4 protein-coding genes are annotated in these 22896 nt (G+C 62.4%); all 4 read left to right on the forward strand.

Annotated features, from left to right (window positions below; genetic code table 11):
• The 4 genes from bhcB to ACP15I_RS11650 all read left to right on the forward strand — a co-directional run bounded on the left by bhcB (position 1) and on the right by ACP15I_RS11650 (position 22830).
• Positions 1–975 (forward strand): beta-hydroxyaspartate dehydratase BhcB, encoded by a 975-nt coding sequence (bhcB, locus tag ACP15I_RS11635; RefSeq protein ID WP_424975208.1) that lies wholly within the window; start codon positions 1–3, stop codon positions 973–975.
• Between the two features lie 13 nt (positions 976–988).
• Positions 989–2152 (forward strand): 3-hydroxy-D-aspartate aldolase BhcC, encoded by a 1164-nt coding sequence (gene bhcC, locus ACP15I_RS11640; protein ID WP_424975209.1) that lies wholly within the window; start codon positions 989–991, stop codon positions 2150–2152.
• A gap of 117 nt (positions 2153–2269) precedes the next feature.
• Complete coding sequence (gene bhcD / locus ACP15I_RS11645) at positions 2270–3262, forward strand: iminosuccinate reductase BhcD (RefSeq protein WP_424975210.1); 993 nt, start codon at positions 2270–2272, stop codon at positions 3260–3262.
• 434 nt (positions 3263–3696) lie between these two features.
• The gene (locus ACP15I_RS11650) at positions 3697–22830 is read left to right on the forward strand and encodes an Ig-like domain-containing protein (protein WP_424975211.1); all 19134 of its coding nucleotides are present in this window, start codon (positions 3697–3699) and stop codon (positions 22828–22830) included.
• Positions 22831–22896: the final 66 nt, after the last annotated feature.

Here is a 22896-nt window from a genome sequence, read left to right on the forward strand (position 1 = left end):
ATGAAAGACACGATCGAACCCGCGGTGATCCCGACCTATGAGGACGTGGTCGCCGCCCATGAGCGGATCAAACCCTATATTCACCGAACCCCGGTTCTGACCTCGTCCTATTTCAACGAGCTGACGGGCGCGGAGCTGTTCTTCAAATGCGAGAACTTCCAGAAGGCCGGTGCCTTCAAGGTGCGTGGGGCCTCCAACGCGGTCTTCGGGCTGACCGAAGAGATGGCCGACAAGGGCGTCGCGACCCATTCCTCGGGCAACCACGCGCTCTCGCTCAGCTACGCCGCCGGGCGGCGCGGGATCCCGTGCCATGTGGTCATGCCGCGCACGGCCCCCGAGGCCAAGAAAGCGGCTGTGCGGGGCTATGGCGGCATCATCACCGAATGTGAGCCCTCCACCACCTCGCGCGAGGCTGTCTTCGCCGAGGTGCAGGCCGCGACCGGTGCCGAGTTCGTGCACCCCTATAACGACCCGCGGGTCGTTGCGGGGCAGGGCACCTGTTCACGCGAGTTGATGGAACAGACCGACGGGCTCGACATGGTGATCGCGCCCATCGGTGGGGGTGGCATGATCTCGGGCTGCTGCCTGACGCTCAGCAATATCGCCCCCGAGGTAAAGATCATCGCCGCCGAGCCCGAGCAGGCCGACGACGCCTATCGCAGCTTCAAGGCCGGTCACATCATCGCCGATGATGCGCCGGTGACGATTGCCGACGGGCTCAAGGTACCGCTCAAGGATCTGACCTGGCATTTCGTGTCGAACCATGTGTCCGACATCCTGACGGCCTCCGAGCAGGAGATCATCGACGCCATGAAGATCACCTGGCAGCGGATGAAGATCGTGATGGAGCCGAGCTGCGCCGTGCCGCTCGCCACCATTCTGAAGAACAAGGAAAAATTCGCCGGCAAGCGCGTCGGTGTCATCGTAACGGGCGGCAATGTCGATATGGACAAGCTGCCGTGGATCATGGGCTAAGGGGAGCCAGGTTATGAACGCAGAAACCAAATTCGCAGAGCTCGAAGTGGGCTACAACATCCCGGCGGCGATTGGGATGGACGAGGCGGACATCCAGACCCCGTGCCTGGTCGTCGATCTCGACGCGCTGGAGCGCAACGTGGTCAAGATGGGCAACTTCGCCAAGGAGATGGGCGTCCGTCACCGGGTCCATGGCAAGATGCACAAATCCGTCGATGTCGCCAAAATGCAGATGGAGCTCGGCGGGGCCTGCGGCGTCTGCTGCCAGAAGGTCTCCGAGGCTGAGGCCTTTGCCCGTGGCGGCATCAAGGACGTGCTGGTCTCGAACCAGGTGCGCGACCCAGCCAAGATCGACCGTCTGGCCCGCATCCCGCGTCTGGGCGCGCGCGCCATCTGCTGCGTCGATGACATCGAGAATGTCGCCGATCTCTCGGCCGCGGCCACCAAGCATGGCACACAGATCGAATGCCTCGTGGAGATCGACTGCGGCGCGGGACGCTGCGGCGTCACCACCACCCCCGCCGTGGTCGAGATCGCCAAGGCCATTGACGCGGCACCGGGCCTGAAATTCTCGGGCCTGCAGGCCTATCAGGGCGCCATGCAGCACATGGACGACTACTATGACCGCAAAGCCAAGATCGACATCGCCGTGGCCATGGTGAAAGACGCCGTGGACACCCTGAAGGCCGAAGGTCTGGACTGCGACATCGTCGGCGGCGGCGGCACGGGGTCTTACTACTTCGAGGGCAACTCGGGCGTCTATAACGAGCTGCAATGCGGGTCCTACGCCTTCATGGATGCGGATTATGGCCGGATCCTCGACAAGGACGGCAAGCGCATCGATCAGGGCGAGTGGGAAAACGCGCTCTTCATCCTGACCTCGGTCATGTCCCACGCCAAGGCGGACAAGGCGATCTGCGATGCGGGCCTCAAGGCGCAATCCGTGGATAGCGGGCTGCCCTTCATCTATGGCCGTGACGACGTCACCTACGTCAAATGCTCGGATGAGCACGGTGTCATCGCGGACCCGGATGCCAAGCTCAAGGTCAATGACAAGCTCAAGCTCGTCCCCGGCCATTGCGACCCGACCTGCAACGTCCATGACTGGTATGTGGGCGTGCGCGGCGGCAAGGTCGAAGCCCTCTGGCCAGTCACGGCCCGCGGTCTGGCCTACTGATCCGGACCTCTGACAACGGTGGGGGTGGCACGCACCACCCCCCTCATTGTTCCTGAAATACTCCCGCCGGAGGCGTCCGACGCCCGAGGCAGAGCTGCCATCTGAGGGGAGGCACCCATGCTCAAGAAACTGGACACGGACGGGCTCGTCATTGTCACCGAAGAGATCTGCCAAAAGGTCATCGACCGCAATCTCGCCTTCACCGCCGTGCGCGACGTCTTCGGCGCCATGGCGCGGGACGACGCCTATAACTTCCCGGTGATCCGCGAAGCGATCGGCCATGAGGATGCGCTCTACGGCTTCAAATCCGGCTTCGACAAGGCAGGCATGGTGCTGGGCGTGAAGGCCGGCGGCTACTGGCCCAACAACATGTCCAAGGGCATCATCAATCACCAGTCCACGGTGTTCCTCTTTGACCCGGATACGGGCAAGCTCAAGGGGCTCGTGGGGGGCAACTACCTGACAGCGATCCGCACGGCGGCCTCCTCGGCGGTCTCCATCGACCAGCTTGCGCGCAAGGACGCCAAGGTGCTCGGCATGGTCGGCGCTGGGCATCAATCCACCTTCCAGTTGCGCGCCGCGGTCGAGCAGCGTGATTTCGAGAAGGTCGTCTGCTGGAACCCGCATCCGGACATGATCCCCAATCTGGGCAAGGTTGCGGATGAACTCGGCATCCCGTTTAAAGCCGTCACCCGCGAAGAGCTGGGCGCGCAATCGGACGTGATCATCACCATCACCTCGGCCTTCGAGCCGCTGATTGCAGCGGACTATATCAAGCCCGGCACCCACCTGGCTTGCATGGGCACGGACACCAAGGGCAAGCAGGAGGTCGACGCGGCCCTCGTGGCCAATGCGACCCTCTTCACCGATGAGGTGGCCCAGTCCACGACAATCGGCGAGACCCAGCACGCTATAGCCTCCGGCGCGATTTCCGAGGCCGATGTCACGCCGATCGGGCGCGTGATCAATGGCGATCACCCGGGGCGGACCTCCGAGGACGAGATCACGCTCTTTGATGGCACAGGCGTCGGGTTGCAGGATCTGGCCGTGGCCGCCGTGGCCGCCGAGCAGGCCGTGGCAACCGGCGCGGCGCAGATCGTTTCTCTGTAAGCTGAGCGCAAACAATCCAGCGAAAGGCGGCAACACTGTTTGCCGCCTTTTTTCGTTTTCACGCGTTAACCATGTTTCTGCCCGTGCCGTGATTTGCCGATGTTTTCCGGCCTGATCGAATTGGGGCCAAAAAGAAATTATATTTCAGAGCGCTATGAGAATTGCTGCAAATGCATACCCGCGGAATGCCCGCTCGCAATTGCGTGATCGTTAACTTGTTGCTTGACCGCCGAGCAGCCGTGATTAATCTTGTTACAGTTTCAAGGTGATGGAGGATCGCCGCTGGACTGTGTGTTCTGAAGTAACCTGCCGTATATTCAGCGGCTTTTATGGTTGTCTTGATGTAAATTGATTTTCGCCCTCTTTGGGTGTCAAGATGTTCTGAATTCGCACCTGTGGCGTTTCCTTTCGACGTGTCTGAAAGGATCGACTGCATGAATACCCCGCTGACCCCCGAAAAAATCATCAACGCATTTATTGTCGATGATCAGGACCTTCCGGCAATTACGACGCTGGCAGATGGTCGGTTTGTCGTGACTTGGCAATCCGATGGCCAGGATGGGGATCAGAACGCAATCGTCGCCCAGGTGTTCTCGGCCCAGGGGGAGCGGATCGGGCTCGAGTTTCTGGTCAACGACACCCGCGCAGGCGCGCAGAGCAACCCGGCCATCGCGGGGACGGAGGATGGCGGCTTTGTCATTGTCTGGGAGTCTGCCGATGGCAGTGGCACAGGTATCTTCTCGCAGCGCTATGATGTGAACGCAGAGCCCATCGGCGGCGAAGTCATCGTGAACGATACGCTCTCGTCGACCCAGAACGGTCCATCCGTGACCGGGCTGCCTGGGGGCGGTTACGTCGTGACCTTCTATGATGAAGGGTCCGGTGCGGATTTCAACGACGACGTTCGCGCCCGGATCTTCGACGCGAATGGCGTGCCGGCTGGCGCGCCTTTCACCGTCAACACGACCGGTGCGCAGTCAGGGGTGAACCAGACGGCTGCCGAGGTCGCCGCCATCCCGCCATCGGGTGCTGCGGACAATCTCGCTGCGGGCGGGTTTGTTGTCACGTTCATCAGCGGCTCGATGGCGTATCTGCAGGTGTTCGACACCTCCGGGAACGCCGTGGGAACCGAGACCTCCCTTGCATCGCTCGGCGTGGCAACCTCGTCCGAACCCGTGGTTGCCGGTCTGGTTGGCGGGGGCTTTGTCGCCGTGTTCCGCGACGCGGCTGGCGAGATTTCGGCGCATCTCTTCTCGGGCGATGGGACGCCCGTCGGGGGCGCGTTTCAGGTCAATGTCGAAACCCAATCCACGCAGTCTCAGCCGGAAGTGATCGGAACCCCTGACGGGGGCTTTGCCGTCGTCTGGACCTCGCGCACCAGCGGACCCGCCGGCGATGGCAGCGGGGAGGGTGTGATCGCGCGCAGCTTCGATGCGTCCGGAACTCCGACCACAGGTGAAGTGATCGTCAACGAGCAGATCGCAGGCGGCCAAACGCAGCCCGTGATTACGGCTCTGCCCGATGGCACCATTGCCGCTGCCTGGACAAGCGTTACCTCTGGGGCGTCCGGGGATGGCGACGGCTCTGGCGTTGTCCTGCGACTTCTGGGGGATCCGCAGACCTTTGTGGCCGCCCCCGCCTCGCCGGAAATCGAAGCCGTCTCGACCGAGCGGACCCTGCTCGAGGCAGATCTCAATGCCGGCCCGATCCTGATCGATGCGGATGGCGCAGCGGCTGTCTCGGATATGGATTCCGCCAATTTCGATGGCGGGCGCCTGATCGTGGGTGCGATCGCGCAATCGGCCAGCGAGGACGAGTTTCCGGATCAGGACGCGGATGCGCAGGACAATTTCGGGCTGAACACTGCCGGGGCCGTGGCGATCAACGGGACAGATGTCTCTGTCGACGGAACGGTGATCGGGACAATCGTGTCCGACGGGCAGGGCGGTGCGCCGCTTGAGATTGCCCTGAACAGCGATGCGGATGCGGACGCGGTCGAGATCCTTGTCGAAAACCTCACCTATGCCAATCCGTCCGATGATCCGCGCGACAGCGTGGTGGTGGGCATTCAACTCGAAGACGGCGATGGCGCCTCCTCTGATCCGGTGGTGGTGACCATCACCATCACGCCCGAGATGGATGCCGATCCCAAGATCCGCGGCGAGGTTCAGGTCAACACCGTCTTTTCCGCGGCCCAGAACGATTCCGACATCGCGACCCTGGCCGATGGTGGTTACATCTCTGTCTGGAACTCCACGAACCAGGACAATCCGGGCGACAGTAGTATCGGCATCTTTGCGCAGCGCTATGATGCGAGCGGTGCGGTTGTCGGCGATGAGTTCCAGATCAACACCACCGTTGTAGGCTCGCAATCCGACGCGTCCGTTGCAGGTCTCGACGATGGCGGTTTCGTAGTTGTCTGGGATGACAACACAATCGACAGCATCCGGTTGAGCCGCTTCGACGCCAATGGTGTCGAGACCATTTCGGAGTTGCAGGTCGCGACTAATCAGGCTGGCTCGCAATTCGAACCCCATGTCACCGCGCTGAGCAATGGCGGCTACGTCGTCACCTGGACCAGCAACGGCGGCGGCGGGGATGGCGATTTCAACGCAGTGAAGGCGCAGGTCTTCAACGCGGCAGGCGCGGCCGTTGGCGGCGAGATCCTGATCAACGAGTTCACCGATGGGGACCAGGACACCCCGCGGGTCACCGCCCTCGAGAATGGCCGCTTCGCCGTGGTCTGGGAGCAGAAAAACCCGGCCGACGGGGATGGCAGCGGCCTCTCTGTCGCGGCCCGTATCTTTGAGGCGAATGCCACCCCGGCGGGCGGCGAGTTCCAAGTCAATACATTTGCCGACGGTGCCCAGGCCCAGTCGGATGTGGCCACGCTGTCCAATGGCGACATTATCGTGGTCTGGCGCTCGGAGGACCAGGATGGTTTCTCGGGCGGGATCTATGGTCAGCGCTTTACCGATCAGGGCGTCGCGGTCGGCGGAGAATTCCGGATCAACGACTTCACCGGTAATAACGAGCGTGACCCCAAGGTGATCGGTCTCGATACCGGTGGCTTCGTCGTCGCCTGGGAGGCGGATACCAATGTGGGATCGGGCACGGATGTCATCGCGCAGGTGTTTGACGCCGATGGTACTCGGATTGACGGCGAAGTGCTGGTCAACACGCTCGTATCCAGCACGCAGGACGAGATTGCGCTGACGGCACTGCCCGACGGCAATTACGTGGTCCAGTGGACCTCAGACAATGGCGATGGCAGCGGCGATGGGATCTTCCAGCAGATCTTTGGCGATCCGAACGAAATCAACACCTCTGCCGCGCCGACCATCGAGGGTCTGGCGTCGAATATCGCGCTGACCGAGGCCGAGGCCAATGGGGGCGTGCTGCTCTTCCCCGCAGGAGCGGTGAGCCTGACAGATCTGGACTCCGCGGATTTGGACGGGGGGCAGCTGCGGGTGAACCGCATCGTCTCCGAACCCCTGCAGGAGCAGTTCAACGACCCTGACGGGCCGGAGCAAGACGCACTGACCGTCGCCGTTGGGGGCGATATCACGCAAGCCGGGGCGACCCTGTCCGTGAACGGCACGGCCGTGGCCACGGTCGTGTCCGATGGAGCCGATGGTACGTCCCTTGTTCTGGAGTTCCTGCCCGGCGCGACCGTCGAGGCGGTCGAGACCCTGCTCGGCGCGCTGTCCTATCAGAACTCCTCCGACAATCCGCGGGAGAGCCGCACCTATTCCGTGACCCTTCTGGATGGGGATGGCGGAGCCACCACACCTTTCGTGTTTGAGATCGATCTGAGCCAAAGTCCGGATCTCGTCGGGCTCGACAAGGTGGGGGCGGAGACACAGGTCAATAGCTTCACTCCCGGCTCCCAGTCGGATCCCGGCATCGCGGTTCTGGCCGATGGCGGTTGGGTCGTGGTCTGGACCTCCGTTGGTCAAGATGGATCGGGCAACGGCATATATGCGCAGCGCTACGCGGCGGATGGGGCAAACATTGGCGGCGAAGTCCAAGTTGCATCGACCTTTGACGGTTCGCAGGCCGATGCGGTGGTCACTGGTCTGAGCAATGGCGGCTACGCGATCTCCTGGGAGGGGAATGGCCCCGGGGACGGATCCGGTGTCTTCACCAAACTGTTCGACGCTGCCGGCGTTGCGATCACCGGGGACATTCTCGTCAATACCAATGTCAGCAGTTCACAAGTCGATCCGGCGATCACCGCGCTCGGCACCGGCTTTGTGGTCAGCTACACGTCCTTTAATGTGGATGGCAGTTCAGACGGCATCGCCTTCCAGCGCTTCGACGCAAGCGGGGTCCCGCAAGGCCCTGAAACAATTGCCAATGAAGAGATAGCGAGCAGCCAGTTCGACTCCGATATCGTAGAATTGGCCGATGGACGCTTTGTCGTCGTCTGGACGAGCGCCACCTCCGGGAGCGCCGGGGATGGCAGCTCCAACGGGGTGTTTGGCCGGATCTTCAATGCGGACGGTACGGCGGCGACCGGCGAGTTCCTGATCAACGAGATCACCCTGAATGCGCAGGGCACGCCCTCGGTTGTGGGCACCCCGGATGGCGGGTTCCTTGTGGCCTTCGAAGATAGTTCGAATGCGCTGGACGGCTCTGGCGTTTCGATCATCGCCCGCAAGTTCGACACGACAGGTGCGCCTGAGGACGATCAGTTTGTCGTCAACAGCTTCACCTCCAGCACGCAGTTCCAGCCTGACATCACCGTGCTTGCCGATGGGCGCTTTGTGGTCAGCTATATGAGCAACAGCAATGATGGGGACCGGAACGGGAACTCCGTCATCGCCCAAGTCTATGCCGCTGATGGCAGCCGCATTGACGAATCCTTCATCGTCAATTCCGAAACCGCCAGCTCGCAGGATCAGGGTCAGGTCGTGGCCTTGCCGGGGGGTGGCTTTGTGGTGGTCTGGTCCTCTGTCACCTCCGGGGATGCCGGGGATGGCAATGACCGCGGTATCTTCCAGCAGATTTACGGCGTTCCGGGTGATTTCAACCTCGACGAGGCACCGGTGATCATTGGGGTGGCAGGTACGCGCACGATTTCCGAGGCGGAGGCGAATGCGGGCCTCGTGGCGCTCGAGGCGGATCGCGCAATCGCGGTCGGGGATCTGGACGCGACCGACTATGATGGCGGTGTGCTCCAAGTGGAGATTGATCAGGTAGCGGATCTACTGGATCAGATCCCGGGCATTGATGGAGTCGCTCAGGACGAGCTTGGGTTGCTGACCGACGCGGTTGGCAATGGCGCGGTATCGGTCTCCGGAACCAGTGTTCTGGTGGACGGTGTCACGGTAGGGACCCTGACCAGTGACGGGACCGCGGGACAGCCTTTGACCATTGAGTTCAATGGCAATTCCACGGTGGAATCCGTCGAGGCGGTGATGGGCGCTCTGGCCTATGCGAACGCCTCGGACGGCCCCGCCTCGGATCGTCGGATCAAGATCCAGCTCACCGATCCCCAAGGCAATTCCGCGCCGGAACAGTTCATCGAGCTGACGATTGAGCCGAGCGCTGACAGCACGCTCGTGGCGGGCGACGAGATGCGTGTGAATGCCCACACCCAGAGCGAGCAGTCGATCCCGGTGCTGGCCGAACTGACCGGTGGCGGCCATGTGGTTGTCTGGTCTTCGGCCAGTCAGGACAACCTGAATGTCGAAGGCAGTACTGGCGTCTTCGCTCAGCTTTATGACGCGAACGGCGTGCCCGTGGGGCCGGAATTCCAGGTCACCACGGCCTTCGATCAGGCGCAAACGGACCCCAGCGTCGCGGCAACCTCGGATGGCGGCTTCGTCGTGGTCTGGGAGAGCATCAATCAGGACCAGCCCGGCTTCTTCAACAACGGTATCTTCGGACAGCGTTATGATGCGAGCGGGACCCAGGTCGGCAGCGAGTTCCAGGTCAACACCACGGTCGCTGCGCAGCAGTTCGATGCCTCGGTCGCAGCCTTTGCCGATGGTGGGTTCATCGTGGTCTGGAATGCCGATGCGGGCGATGGCAGTGGGGATGCGATCATCTCCCAACGCTACGATGCGACGGGTGCCCCGGTCGGTGGCGAGGTCACGGTCAATGTGGACCAGACCCAGAGCAATCAGTTCGATGCCGAGGTCGCGACGCTGGTCACGGCCGGAGGCCAGAGTGCCGGGCATGCGATCGTCTTCACGGGCCCCACATCGGGCGGCGATGGGGATGGGGATCGCAACGGTGTTTACCTGCGTGTCTTTGATGCGAGCGGTGCCGCGCTGGGCGCAGAGACCCTCGTCAATACCACGACCCTCGAGGATCAGTTCGACGCAGACATCACGGGTCTTTCCGGGGGCGGATTTGTCGTCACCTGGACCGATGACGAGGCCGACGGGAATTTCGACGGCATCTATGCCCAGATCTACACGAATGCGGGCGCGAAGGTCGGCGGCGAGTTTCGGGTCAACACCAACACGGACTCGAACCAGTTCAATTCCTCTGTGAAGGCCATGGCCGATGGCGGCTTCGTGGTCACATGGACCTCCTCAACTGGCGACGGATCAGGGCAGGGCGTCTTTGGTCAGCGCTACGACGCCAATGGTGTGCGCATTGATGGCGAGTTCCAGGTCAATCAGGAATTCTCCAGCACCCAGAGCCAGAGCGCCGCGCTCGGTCTGGCCGATGGCGGGCTCATCGTGTCCTGGCGCTCCGAGGCCAGCTCCACGGCAGGCGATGGCTCCGGCGGGGCGATCATACAACGGGTGTTCGATGCCACGCCCACGGCGGATACGTCGCCGGTTCTGTCCGACGTTGCGCGGATCTCGAATGTCGGCGCCAATGATGTGACTGGCGGGGCGATCGCCTTGCTGGATGCGGGCGTGTCGCTCGTGGATCCGGATGGCGGCAACTTCGACGGTGGCACCCTGCGGATCTACTACACCGCGGGCGAAACTGCGGATGATCAGCTCTCCGTGGTGGACAATGGTGTCGTGACGGTCGCGGGCGCTGTGGTCTCGGTCAACGGGACGGCGATCGGCACGATCAGCGGCGCCGAAGACGGTGTGAACGGCGTACCGCTTGCCATCGATCTGAACGCGAATGCGACCGCGACCGAAGTGGCCCTGCTCTTTGAGGCCATCGGCTTCAGCTTCGGCGGGATCGCCGGGGACATCCAGAACACAGATCGCGGGATCGGCTTTACCCTGACCGACGGGGCCGGCGGGCAGACACAGCCGGATTCCGTCTTCCTGAACTTCTTCCAGGGCTCGAACAACCCCGTTTTCCAGCTCTCGGATTTCGGTGCGGATGAGAACGGTTCTGGTCCGACCATCCTCGGCAGTGTCGCGGAATCCGACCTGCTGACAACGCCCCTCCGCCTCGATGCGGCGGTCAATCTGACCAACACCTCGGGTGTGACCTTCGCCTCGGGGCAGGTCACCGTCAGCAACAGTTCGGGCGGGCTCAGCGTCGATATCCTGTCGGTGGCCGATATCGGCACTGGGACTGGACAGATCGGCTTCAACGGCTTGGATGTGAGCTACGAAGGGATCTTGATCGGGACGGTGAACGCCACCAGCAATGGGCAGAACGGATCAGCGCTCGGCATTGATCTGAACGCCTCTGCGGATGCCGAGGCCATCGAGGCCCTGATCGAGGCCTTCACCTATGCGACCACGGGCGCGATCAACCGCACTGCGCAGACCTTCAATGTCTCTGTGTCCGGGTCCGGGGGCTCGACCTCCGCATCTGCTGTTCTGCAGATCGAGAATGATCTGGTCCTGCCCGCCACGGGCGAGGATGAGCAGGTCAACAGCTTCATCACCCGTGATCAGTCCAATCCGGTCATCGCCGAGCTCAGCACGGGCGGATACGTCATCGCGTGGACATCAACGAGCCAGGACAACCCGAACGCGACCTTTGAAACCGGCGTCTTCGCGCAGGTCTATAATGCGAACGGGTCTCCGGTCGGGGTCGAGTTCCAGGTCAATGACATCGCGATCCGCACCCAGTTTGAACCGAGCATCACCGGGTTGAGCAACGGCAATTTTGTCGTGACCTTCACGGACACCAATGGCGCACGCGATGGATCGAGCAGCGCAGTCGTCGCGCAGGTTTTTGACAGCAGCGGTGCGCCCATCGGGGCCAATTTCGTGGTCAATGAAGAGACCTCGAGCGTCCAGGACTTGTCCGAGGTTGTCGCGCTCGACAATGGGCGCTTCATGGTGCTGTGGGATTCCGAAACCTCCGGCAATGCCGGGGACGGCAACCGCGAAGGCGTCTTCGGCCGCGTCTTCGCGGCCAATGGCACGCCCGAGGGCGGCGAGTTCCAGATCAACAGCAGCACCATCCAGAACCAGCGCGAGGTTTCTGCCGCTGTGCTCGACAATGGCGATGTCATCGTTGTCTGGCAAGACAATGGCGGCGCAGATGGAAATTCCAACGGCATCTTCTCGCAGCGTCTGGATGACACGGGCACGTTGCTACTGATTGACGGGTCCGCGCCTGGCGCCGATGAGCAACAGGTGAATGTCGAAACCATCGGGGGCCAACTTCTGCCCGACGTGGCCGCGATTCCGCCGGGCGGAACCTTGTTGAACGGTGGCTATGTGGTGGTCTGGCAGGGGCCGGGCCAGAGTGGCACCGATATCTTTGGACAGGTTTTTGACGCGGCCGGCAACGGGCTGGGTGAGTTCCAAGTCAATGTGAGCGAGCGCTTCACACAGTCCGACCCGCAAGTGATGGCGCGTCCCGACGGGACCTTCACCGTGGTGTGGACGGATAACGACTCGCTGGATGGCAACGGAAATGCGATCATCGCGCAGAACTTTTCCGGTCTGGGCATTCCGCTGGGCGCGTCCTTCGTGGTCAATTCCGAGGGGGCCTCGAGCCAGAGTCAGCCGGACCTGATGGCACTGCCCGATGGTTCCATTGTCGTGGTTTGGAGCAGCGCGACCTCCGGAACGGCCGGGGATGGCAATGGCACCGGTGTCTTCCAGAAGATCATCGACGCGCCTCCGCCGGCTGCAGGCGCGACTGACCCGGTCGTCGAAGGGGTCTCTTCCGAGATTTCTTTTGCCGAGGAAGACGTCAATAGCGGCCTGCAACTGCTTGAAATCGATGGGGCATTGACGGTTGTTGATGTGGATTCTCCCAATTTCGACGGCGGTCAGCTCTCCGTTGGGCGGATTGTCGGTACGGGCGATGTTCTGGCCGCGCAGCTTGGTGCCGGTCTGGGCATCGAGCAGGACCAGTTGGGTCTGGTGACCGGCAATGGCGTGAGCATTGTCGGCAATACGGTGGAGGTGGATTCCGTCTCCGTCGGTGTGATCAGCTCCAATGGCGCGGATGGCGCGCTCTTTGTGGTGGACCTCAACGCGAATGCCACCCCGGAACTGATCGAGCGCGTGATCGCACAGCTCGGCTATGCCAACACCTCTGGCAACCCCACTGCTGAGCGCGAGATCGCCATTCGGCTCAATGATGGCGATGGCGGTGCCTCCGACACGATCCGCGTCAATGTCACGGTGGAGCCCTTTACGGATCGCACCCAGTTTGCCGTGGGCTCGGAAGAGCAGGTCAACACCACAAGCGAGAATACGCAAAGCGCGCCGGAAACCTCGAAAATCTTCGACAGCAACGGGGTGCAGGTCGGCTACGTGGTCGTCTGGGACTCTCTGGATCAGGACCGGGTGGCGGATGCGAACGCGGGTGTCTTTGCCCAGATCTATGACTTGAATGGCGACCCTGTGGGCGTGGAATTCCTGGTCAATACAGAGACGCAATTCACCCAGGATGACCCGCATGTGGCCGGGGTGCCGACCGGCGGGTTCGTCGTCGGTTGGAGCTCCAGCGCGGACAGCAATAGCTACCTGCGCTTCTTCGAGGCGGATGGCACACCGCGCACGGACGAGATCCAGGTCAACGATGTCACGCCCGGCACGCAGGACCTGACCGATATCGCGGTGCAGGATGATGGCACGGTGATTGCCGTTTTCACGGATAACAATTCGCGCGATAGCAGCGGCTCCGGTGTTTTTCAGGCTCGGTTTGACGCTGCGGGCAACGCCCTAGGGGGCAGCAGCCTCGTGAACACCCAGACCTCCAGCACCCAGAACGAGCCCTCGGTGACGGTGCTGCTCGATGGTCGCTATGTGATCAGCTGGACCTCCCAGACCAGCGGCAGCGCGGGTGACGGGTCCGGCGGAGGTATCTTTGCCCAGCTCTTCGAGGCGAATGGCACCCCGATTGGGGGCGAGTTCGGCGTGCCGACCTTCACCGATGGCAGCCAGTCGGATTCCTCCATCGCGGCACTGACGGATGGCGGCTTCGTGATCGTTTGGACGGATCAGAACGCGCTCGACGGCAGCGTTTGGAGCACGCAGCTCCAACGCTATGACGCGACCGGGGCCGCCGTGGGGCCGCAGGTGCGGGTCAACGAAACCACCGTCAGCAGCCAATTTCAAGCCGAGGCCATCGGCTTGGATACGGGCGGCTGGCTTGTGGTCTGGACGGATGATAGCGGCCTCGATAGCAGCGGGTCGGGCATCTTTGCTCAGGTTTATGACGCGACGGGCAACCGGATCGACGGTCAGTTCCAGGTCAACACGGAGGTCTCCAGCACGCAGAGCTTGCCGGTGGCGGTGGCGCTGCCCAATGGGGATTTCACGATCATCTGGACCTCGGACACCAGCGGTTCAGCCGGAGATGGCAGCAGCACCGGGATCTTCCAGCAGGTCTTCAGCTCGGGTGGTGTTGGCGGCTCTGCTGCGCCGATCCTTGTGGGTCTGTCCAGTGCGGTGACCTTCGATGAAGCCGATGTGAACGCGGCGCCGCAGCTTCTGGCGCCGGCCATCGCCCTCGGAGACGCGGACTCCGCGAATTTCGATGGCGGTCACCTGGTGCTTGCCATGCTGGACAATGCGACCGTGCAGTCGCAATTTGCCGCGCCGGACGAAGCCTCTCAGGATCAGCTTGCCGTTGATATGAGCGGCTCGGTCTCCGTCGTTGGCCAATCGGTCCGTGTGGACGGCACAGAGATCGGCACGATCGTGAGCGATGGCGTCGACGGAGCCCCGCTGCAGATTGATTTCAACGCCAATGCCACGCCCGAGCGGGTTGAGACCGTTATCGAAGCCTTGAGCTATGGCAATGCTTCCGATGACCCGGAGGCCGAGCGCAAGGTCGCCCTGCAGATTACCGATGGGGAGGGCGGGACTGTCCGCGAGGTGATTGATGTCACCATCACTCCCGAGACCGACGGTCTTGAGGCCATCGGCCCCGAGCGCCAGACCAACAGCTTCACGATCAACAACCAGTTCGACAGCCAGATCGCGAGCCTGGCAGATGGCGGCTATGTCATCGTCTGGACCTCTACCAATCAGGACGCGACAGGCGACAATAACAACGGTATCTTCCTGCAACGCTACGATGCCGCCGGAGCCCCGGTAGGTGGCGAAATCCAGGTCAACAGCACTGTGCAGAGTGCTCAGACCGATCCCGTCATTGTGGGCCTCGCCAATGGTGGCTTTGCGGTCGCCTATGAGGACAATTCCGGCATTCTGAGCCCGAATAATGACTTCGAGATCCTGCTGCAGGTCTATGACGCAAATGGGGACGAGGTCGGTGTCGAAACCGTGGTCAACAGCGCCTCGGTGAACCAGCCCTTCACCCCGGCGATGGCGGCCTTCGAGAACGGCAATTTCGTGGTCGTTGCCGAGAGCCGGACCAACGCGACGTTCCAGGACACGATCAACGGACAGATCTACGACGCGACGGGCGGACAGGTCGGGGTCGGTTTCGAGCTTCCGACAACGGGTAATAGGATCGGAGACCCCGACGTGGCGACACAGGCGGACGGCACCTTTGCCATCGTCTATGTCGAACGCAGTGTCGACAACGCGCCTGTGAGTGACGACGGTATTCTGTTCCAACGGTTTGCCGCAGACGGCTCGCTGGTGGGCGGCCCGATCGTGGTCAATACCCGGGTTGAGGGCGCCCAGAACGAGCCGTCGATTACGGCGCTGCAGGGCGGCGGCTATGTGGTCGTCTATACTGCGCCCGGCGATGACACGGGCGGGCAGACTGGCGTCTTTGGTCAGATGCTCGCGGCTGATGGCACTAAGATCAACGGCGAGTTCCTGATCAACGAGCAGGTCAATTCTAACCAGCGCGAAGCGGATGTGGTTGCACTGGACGGGGGCGGCTTCGCGGTCTCCTACACCGACGACAATAGCGCCGATGGCGACAGTTCGGGCGTTTTCGTTCAGCAGTATGACGCGGCTGGCAACCGCGTTGATGGGGCCGTTCTGGTCAATGAAGAAACCAGTGGCGCGCAGATCCAGTCCTCCATCGCAGCACTTCCGGGGGGCAACCTTGTAGTGTCCTACACCTCCGCCACCTCCGGGGCTGCAGGGGATGGCAACAGCAACGGGATCTTCCACCGGATCCTTGGCGATCCGGCAGATTTCTCCTTCGGGCTGGAGCCTGTGCTCGACGGTCTGAATGCCGAGGTGAATTATATCGAAGACGATGTGAACGGCGTTCCCCAGCTGATCGATGCCAATGGCGCCGTGGCCGTTTCGGATCCGGATTCCGCGGATTTCGAGGGTGGTTCGATCCTCGTGTCGAACCTCGTCTCCTCGGCGCCACTGATCGACCAGATCAACGCGCCCGATGACCTGACCCAGGACCAGCTCGGTCTGCGCCAGGCCGACGGGATCACGATCCTCGGGACGGATGTCTCGGTGAACGGGACGCTGGTCGGCGAGATCGTGCAGGGCGGGCAGAACGGCGCTCCATTCGAGCTGCTGCTGAATGCGAACGCGGATGTGGCGATTGTCGAGCTTCTGGTCGAGAACCTGACCTATCGCAATATCTCGGATGATCCGCTGGAGCTGCGGCAGCTGCGTGTGCAGATCACGGATGGCGATGGCGGGGCCTCGGATCCTGCGATTGTCACGGTCAACATCACCGCCTCGCCTGATGGGGCGCAGCCCGTGGGCGGCGAGCGTGTGGTCAACACCTCGACCGGGACGCAGGACAACCCCTCGGTCGCCGAGCTTCCGGGCACGGGCGGTGACTTCATCGTCGTCTGGGAGAATTTCGGCGCCGATGGCGACCGCGAGGGCATCTACGCGCAGCGCTTTGACGTGCTGGGCAACCCGATCGCGCGCGATGGCACAGGCCTGCCCGATGGGGTGACGGATGAGTTCCTCGTGAACTCCACGACGGCGGATGATCAATTCCAGCCGCAAGTGACCGGCTATGCCGATGGCGGCTGGGTGGTTGTCTGGACCGATGATTTGGAAGACGGGTCCAGCGACGGTGTCTTCCTGCAGCGCTACAATCCGGATGGCACGGTCAATGGGGGCCAGACCCAGGTCAACTCCTTCACCAGCTCGACCCAGAACGAGCCCGATGTGGCCGCGCTGTCCAATGGCAACACGGTCGTTGTCTTCAATGCGCAGAGTTCGGCGGGCTCCGGCGACGGCTCCAGCACGGGTATCTCCGCACGGATCTTCGATACCAATGGCAATCCGCTCGCGACGGAATTCGTGGTCAATATCGAGACCAGCGGGGCCCAGTCCTCGCCGGAGGTCACGGCGCTCAGCACGGGCGGCTTCCTTGTCACCTATGTCTCGCAGACCTCCGGTACGGCCGGTGATGGCAACAGCAATGGCATCTTCGCGCAGGCCTTTGACGCCAATGGGGCCGCTGTCGGATCCGAGTTCCAGGTCAACACGACCGTGGTCGGCTCGCAGGTGGCGCCGCAGATCACCGAGCTTGCCAATGGCGATCTGGTCTTCGTCTGGCAGGACGACCGGAACGACCTGAGCAGCACAGGGATCTTCGCGCAGATCTATGACGTGAGCGGCGCGCCGATCTCCGAGGAGTTCCGGGTCAATGACCGCCGCACGAGCTCGCAATCGGAGCCGGACATCGCGGCCCTCGATACGGGCGGCTTCGTGATCACCTGGACCGATAATGGCGGTGCGGATGGCAGCCAGGGTGCGGTCTTTGCCCAGCAATATGATGGCACAGGCGCCCGGATCGACAGTCAGATTCTGGTCAATACGACGACCTCGGGAAACCAAAACCAGCCCAGTGTCACGAGCCTGCCCGAAGGCGGATTTGTCATCACCTACAGTGGTGTGGATGCAAATGCTCAGATCCTGCTGCAGGTCTATGGCAATGATGCGCCCATCGTCTCGCCGGTCTCGGCCAGCGGCGACGAGGATACGGCCATTGTGCTGGATGCGTCGATCTTCGACGCGGGCTTCAGTGATCCCGATGGCAACAGCCTGCAGGCGATCCGGATCGAGAATTTCCCGACGGGCGGCACCTTGACGCTCTCGGGTGTGCCGGTCTCGGTCGATCAGGTGATCAGCCGTGCGGACCTTCTGGCGGGCAATCTCGTCTATCTCGGCGCGCAGGATTTCAACGGGCCGGACAGCTTCCTGTGGTCGGGCTCGGACGGGATCGTGTTCTCGAATGACGTGGTGGCCGCCGAGATCACCGTGAACCCGGTCAATGATGCCCCGGGCCTTGAAGCCGGGCCGAACCAGACCCTCGAGGAAGGGCAGAACCTGAACCGGGCGATCACCCTGACGGATCCGGACACCGATAACCGCACCTTCACGGTCGACTTCGGAGATGGCGATATACGGGTGTTCAACTCGACCAATGTGAACCAGGTTCTCAACAAGACCTATGCGGGCGAAGGCGTGTTCACGGTCACCGTGACCGTGGATGACAATGCCGGCGAGGCCAATTCCGTCGAAACGGACAGCTTCGAGGTCACGGTCGAGAACGCGCCGCCCCAAGTGGTCGACAACAACGACAGCGTGCGCGAGGACGGCCCCTCCACCACAGGCAATGTCCTGACCAATGACTCGGATCCGGGGGGCGATGCGCTGACCGTGACCGAGGTCAACGGGGAGGCGGCCGATGTCGGGGTGGAGATCACGCTGGGCTCCGGCGCGCTCTTGACGCTGAATGCCGATGGCAGCTACGACTACGACCCCAACGGCGCCTTTGAGGATCTCGGACGGTTCCAGTCCCGCACCGACAGCTTCACCTATACGGCCGATGACGGGGATGGCGGATCGGGGCAGGCCACCGTCAGGATCCGGGTCGATGGCGACAATGACGACCCCGAGGGCGTGGATGATACCTTTGCCACCAACGACACGGATGTGGTGTCGGGCAATGTCCTGACCAATGACACGGATGTGGATACGGGTGATGTCCTGACCGTCACCGAGGTGAACGGCGAAGCCGCAAATGTGGGTGTCGAGATCACGCTCGCCTCGGGGGCATTGCTGACGCTGAATGCCAATGGCAGCTTCGATTACGATCCGAGCAGTGCGACGATCCCCGGCGGGTCGGACAGCTTCACCTATACGGTCTCGGACGGGCTTGCCTCGGACGGGGCGACGGTCACGCTGAACATCGTGACCACGAACCAGTCGCCCGTCGCGCAGGATGACGATGTTTCGGCCAGTGAGGACGGGGTCTCCAACGGCAACCTCTTTGCCGATAATGGCAATGGGGTCGACAGTGACCCGGATGGCGACACGATCGAGGTCAGCCAGGTCAATGGATCGGCCGCGAATGTGGGCAACCAGATCGCGCTTTCGGGTGGCGGGTTGCTGACCGTGAATGCCGATGGCAGCTACAGCTTTGATGCCAATGGCGCCTATGAGGACCTGGCCTTCGGTGAAAGCACGCAAGAGACCTTTGCCTACACGATCATCGACGGCAATGGCGGCAGCAACGCGGCGCAGGTGCTCCTCACGATCAACGGCGCTAATGACCAGCCGGACGCTGATACCGACACGGCCACCACGGATGAGGCCACGGCCATCAACGGCAATGTCCTGACCAATGACGACGATCCGGACACGACGGACGCGCTCGAGGTGATCGAGGTCGGAGGCTCCAGTCTTGCCGTGGGCCAGTCGGTCACCGGCAGTGCGGGTGGCACCTTCATCATCGAGACGGATGGGTCCTATACCTATGATCCGGCGGGCGCGCTCGAAGGTCTCGATGACAATGAGAGCACGGTCGATATCGTCACCTACCGGATTTCGGACGGCAATGGCGGTGAGGATACGGCCCAGCTCCGTGTGACAGTGAACGGTCTGAATGATGACCCGGTGGCGCAGGATGACGACTTCACCCTCGGCGAAGACGACACCGTGAATGGCAACCTGCAGGACGATAACGGCAACGGACCGGACAGTGATCCGGACGTGTCCGATATCGGCGTCGTGACGGCGGTCAATGGTCAGGCGACCAATGTGGGCAGCCAGATCACGCTTGGCTCGGGGGCGCTACTGGTGGTGAATGCCTCGGGCACCTTCACCTATGACACCAATGGCGCGTTCTTCATGCTCTCGACCGGCGATACGGCGACCGAGAGCTTCACCTACACCCTGACCGACGATAGCGGGGTGAGCGATACGGCCACGGTGACCTTCACCATCCAGGGCAACTCCTCCAACCCGGTTGCGGTCGATGACAGCGTGACCACCGATGAGGACAGCGCGGTCAATGGCGCGGTTCTGGGCAATGACAGCGATGGGGATGCCGATCCGCTGGTGGTGTCGGCGGTCAATGGCAATGGCGCCGCCGTGGGGACCCAGATCACTCTGGCCTCGGGCGCGCTGCTGACGCTGAACGCCGATGGCACCTTTGCCTATGATCCCAATGATCAGTTCGAAAGCCTGGCCGTGGGCGAGAGCGACACGGACAGTTTCACCTACACGATCAGCGACGGGAACGGAGGCACTGATACGGCGACCGTCACCATCGATATCGACGGGGTGAATGACGCACCGCGCGCCCGCCCGGATACCCTGACCACCAATGAGGATCAGGCCCTGACGGACGATCTGTTCGCCAATAACGGGGCAGGGGTGGATCGCGACCCGGATGCCTCCGACGTGATCGAGCTGGTCGAGGTCAACGGCTCAGCCGCGAATGTCGGGATGCAGATCGCACTGCCCTCGGGCGCGCTGCTGACGGTGCTGGCGGACGGGACGGTCGATTACGACCCGAATGGTCAGTTCGAAAGCCTCGCCCAGGGCGATACCGCTTCGGACAGCTTCACCTACCGGATCTCGGACGGGAATGGCGGCTTTGACGGGGCGAATGTCACGGTCCTGATCCGCGGCCAGAATGACGATCCCGACGCGGTGGATGACGATGTCGCCACGGCTGTGTCGAATGTCCTGAACGGCAATGTTCTGGTCGATAACGGCAATGGTCCGGACACGGATGTGGACGCCGGTGACACGATCTCGGTCAACGAGGTCGAGGGCTCTGCCGCCAATGTCGGCACGCAGATCACGCTCGCCTCGGGCGCCCTTCTGACCCTGAACGCGGACGGAACCTTTGCCTATGATGACAACGGGGTCTTCGGGATGCTGGGCGCGGGCCAGAGCGAGACCGACAGCTTCACCTACTCCATCATCGATGGCAGCGGGGCGAGCGATACGGCGACGGTGACGGTGACCATCGGGGGCGACAACCTTCCCCCTGCGGCCATCGACGACCCGGTGACCACGGACGAGGACACGGCCGTTCAGGGCAATGTGCTCGACAATGACACCGACCCGAACGCGGATCCGCTGACGGTGACCGAGGTCAATGGCAATGCCGCCGATGTCGGGATGCAGATCGCACTGGCCTCCGGGGCTCTGCTCACGCTCAACTCGGATGGGACGTTCGACTACAATCCGAACGGCCAGTTCGAGAGCCTGGCTGTGGGCGAAAGCGACACGGATAGCTTCACCTATACGGTCATTGACGGAAATGGTGGCACGGATACGGCCACCGTGACGGTCACGGTCAATGGGGTGAACGACATGCCCCATGCGCGTCGCGACGACCTGACCACCAACGAGGATCAGGCGCTGGCGGCCAACCTCTTTGACGATAATGGCAATGGGGCCGACCGCGATCCGGATGCGTCGGACATCCTCGAAGTGGCCGAGGTCAACGGCTCTGCCGCCAATGTCGGGACCGAGATCACCCTGGCCTCCGGCGCGCTGCTGACGGTGCTGGCGGATGGGTCGGTGGATTACGATCCCAATGGCCAGTTCGAGAGCCTCGCCATCGGCGAGAGCACAACGGACAGCTTCACCTATCGCGTTTCAGACGGGAATGGGGGCTTCGACGGTGCCACCGTCTTCATCCAGATCGATGGTCGCAATGATGCGCCCGTCGCCGCGGATGACGATGTGACCACCAATGAAGACACGGCGCTGATGGGTTCGGTCTTTGCGGATAACGGGTCCGGTCCCGATAGCGACGTGGATGCGTCCGACGTGATCACGGTCTCCGAGGTCAACGGCTCTGCCGCTGCGGTGGGCACCCAGATCACACTGGCCTCGGGCGCTCTGCTGACGCTGAACGCGGATGGAACCTTTGACTACGATCCGAACGATCAGTTCGAGGCCCTGGCCGTGACCGAAACCGCGACGGACAGCTTCACCTACACGATCATTGACGGGAATGGCGGCTCTGACATGGCCACTGTCACCGTGACGATCGAGGGCGTGAATGATGCGCCGGTCGCCGCGGATGACGCCGTCAGCACGGATGAAGACACCGCGCTGAGCGGATCGGTTCTCGTGGATAACGGGTCCGGTGCGGATAGCGATGTGGACGCCTCCGACACGCTGACGGTGAGCCAGGTGAATGGCGCGGCCGCCAGTGTGGGCACCCAGATCACGCTGGCCTCGGGCGCTCTGTTGACGCTGAACGCGGATGGGAGCTTCGATTATGATCCGAACGATCAGTTCGAAGCCCTAGCTGTGGGCGAGAGCGATACGGACAGCTTCTCCTACACTGTCTCTGACGGGAATGGCGGGAGCGATACCGCGACGGTGACCGTGACGATCAACGGGGCCAATGACGCGCCGGTCTTCGTTTCGAGCGATGCGTTCTCGCTGCCGGAGAACACCAGTTTGGTGGGCACGGTGGCGACCACGGATCTGGATGCGTCGGACGATGTGACCTACGCGATTGCGGGCGGGGCGGATGAGCTTCTGTTCAACATCGACGCGGATACGGGCGAGCTGTCCTTCATCACCGCGCCCGATTTCGAGATGCCCGGCGATGTCGGGGAGGACAACACCTACAATGTCACGGTTTCCGCCTTCGATGGCACCGACACCGTGACCCAGGATGTCACCATCTCGGTCACCGATGTGGACGAGACCGGCGGCCCGACGGTGCTGACGGGGACCAGCGGGTTCGATGTTCTCTTCGGGTCTTCGGAGGACGAGATCTTCCAGACCCTGGGCGGGCGCATCGACCAGAGCTTCGCCGGAGGCGGCGCGGATGTGTTCGAGTTCGGCAGCGAGACCAGCAATGGTCAGCGCGAGTTCGACTTCATCTTCGGCTTTGACGGGGACGACGCGCTCGATCTCGGCACTGCCTCAATTTTGCTCGAAGTGAACCGGCCCGCAGCAACCTATCTGGTTCTGGACGGAGACTTCGACATCGTTGTGCTGTTCGGCACGGCGGACTTTGACGAGACGACGCAACTGCTATGATAACAGGAGACATTCAATGCCAAGGCATAGACAGATGGCCCCGGTTATCCGGACAGGTTTTCAAGG

Source organism: Dinoroseobacter sp. S124A (assembly GCF_049801015.1).
Taxonomy (GTDB): Bacteria; Pseudomonadota; Alphaproteobacteria; order Rhodobacterales; family Rhodobacteraceae; genus Dinoroseobacter.

Bases quoted from the DNA above. Each gene is read 5' to 3' on its own strand.
- bhcB (WP_424975208.1), top strand. From the start codon at position 1: ATGAAAGACACGATCGAACCCGCGGTGATCCCGACCTATGAGGACGTG.
- bhcC (WP_424975209.1), top strand. From the start codon at position 989: ATGAACGCAGAAACCAAATTCGCAGAGCTCGAAGTGGGCTACAACATC.
- bhcD (WP_424975210.1), top strand. From the start codon at position 2,270: ATGCTCAAGAAACTGGACACGGACGGGCTCGTCATTGTCACCGAAGAG.
- ACP15I_RS11650 (WP_424975211.1), top strand. From the start codon at position 3,697: ATGAATACCCCGCTGACCCCCGAAAAAATCATCAACGCATTTATTGTC.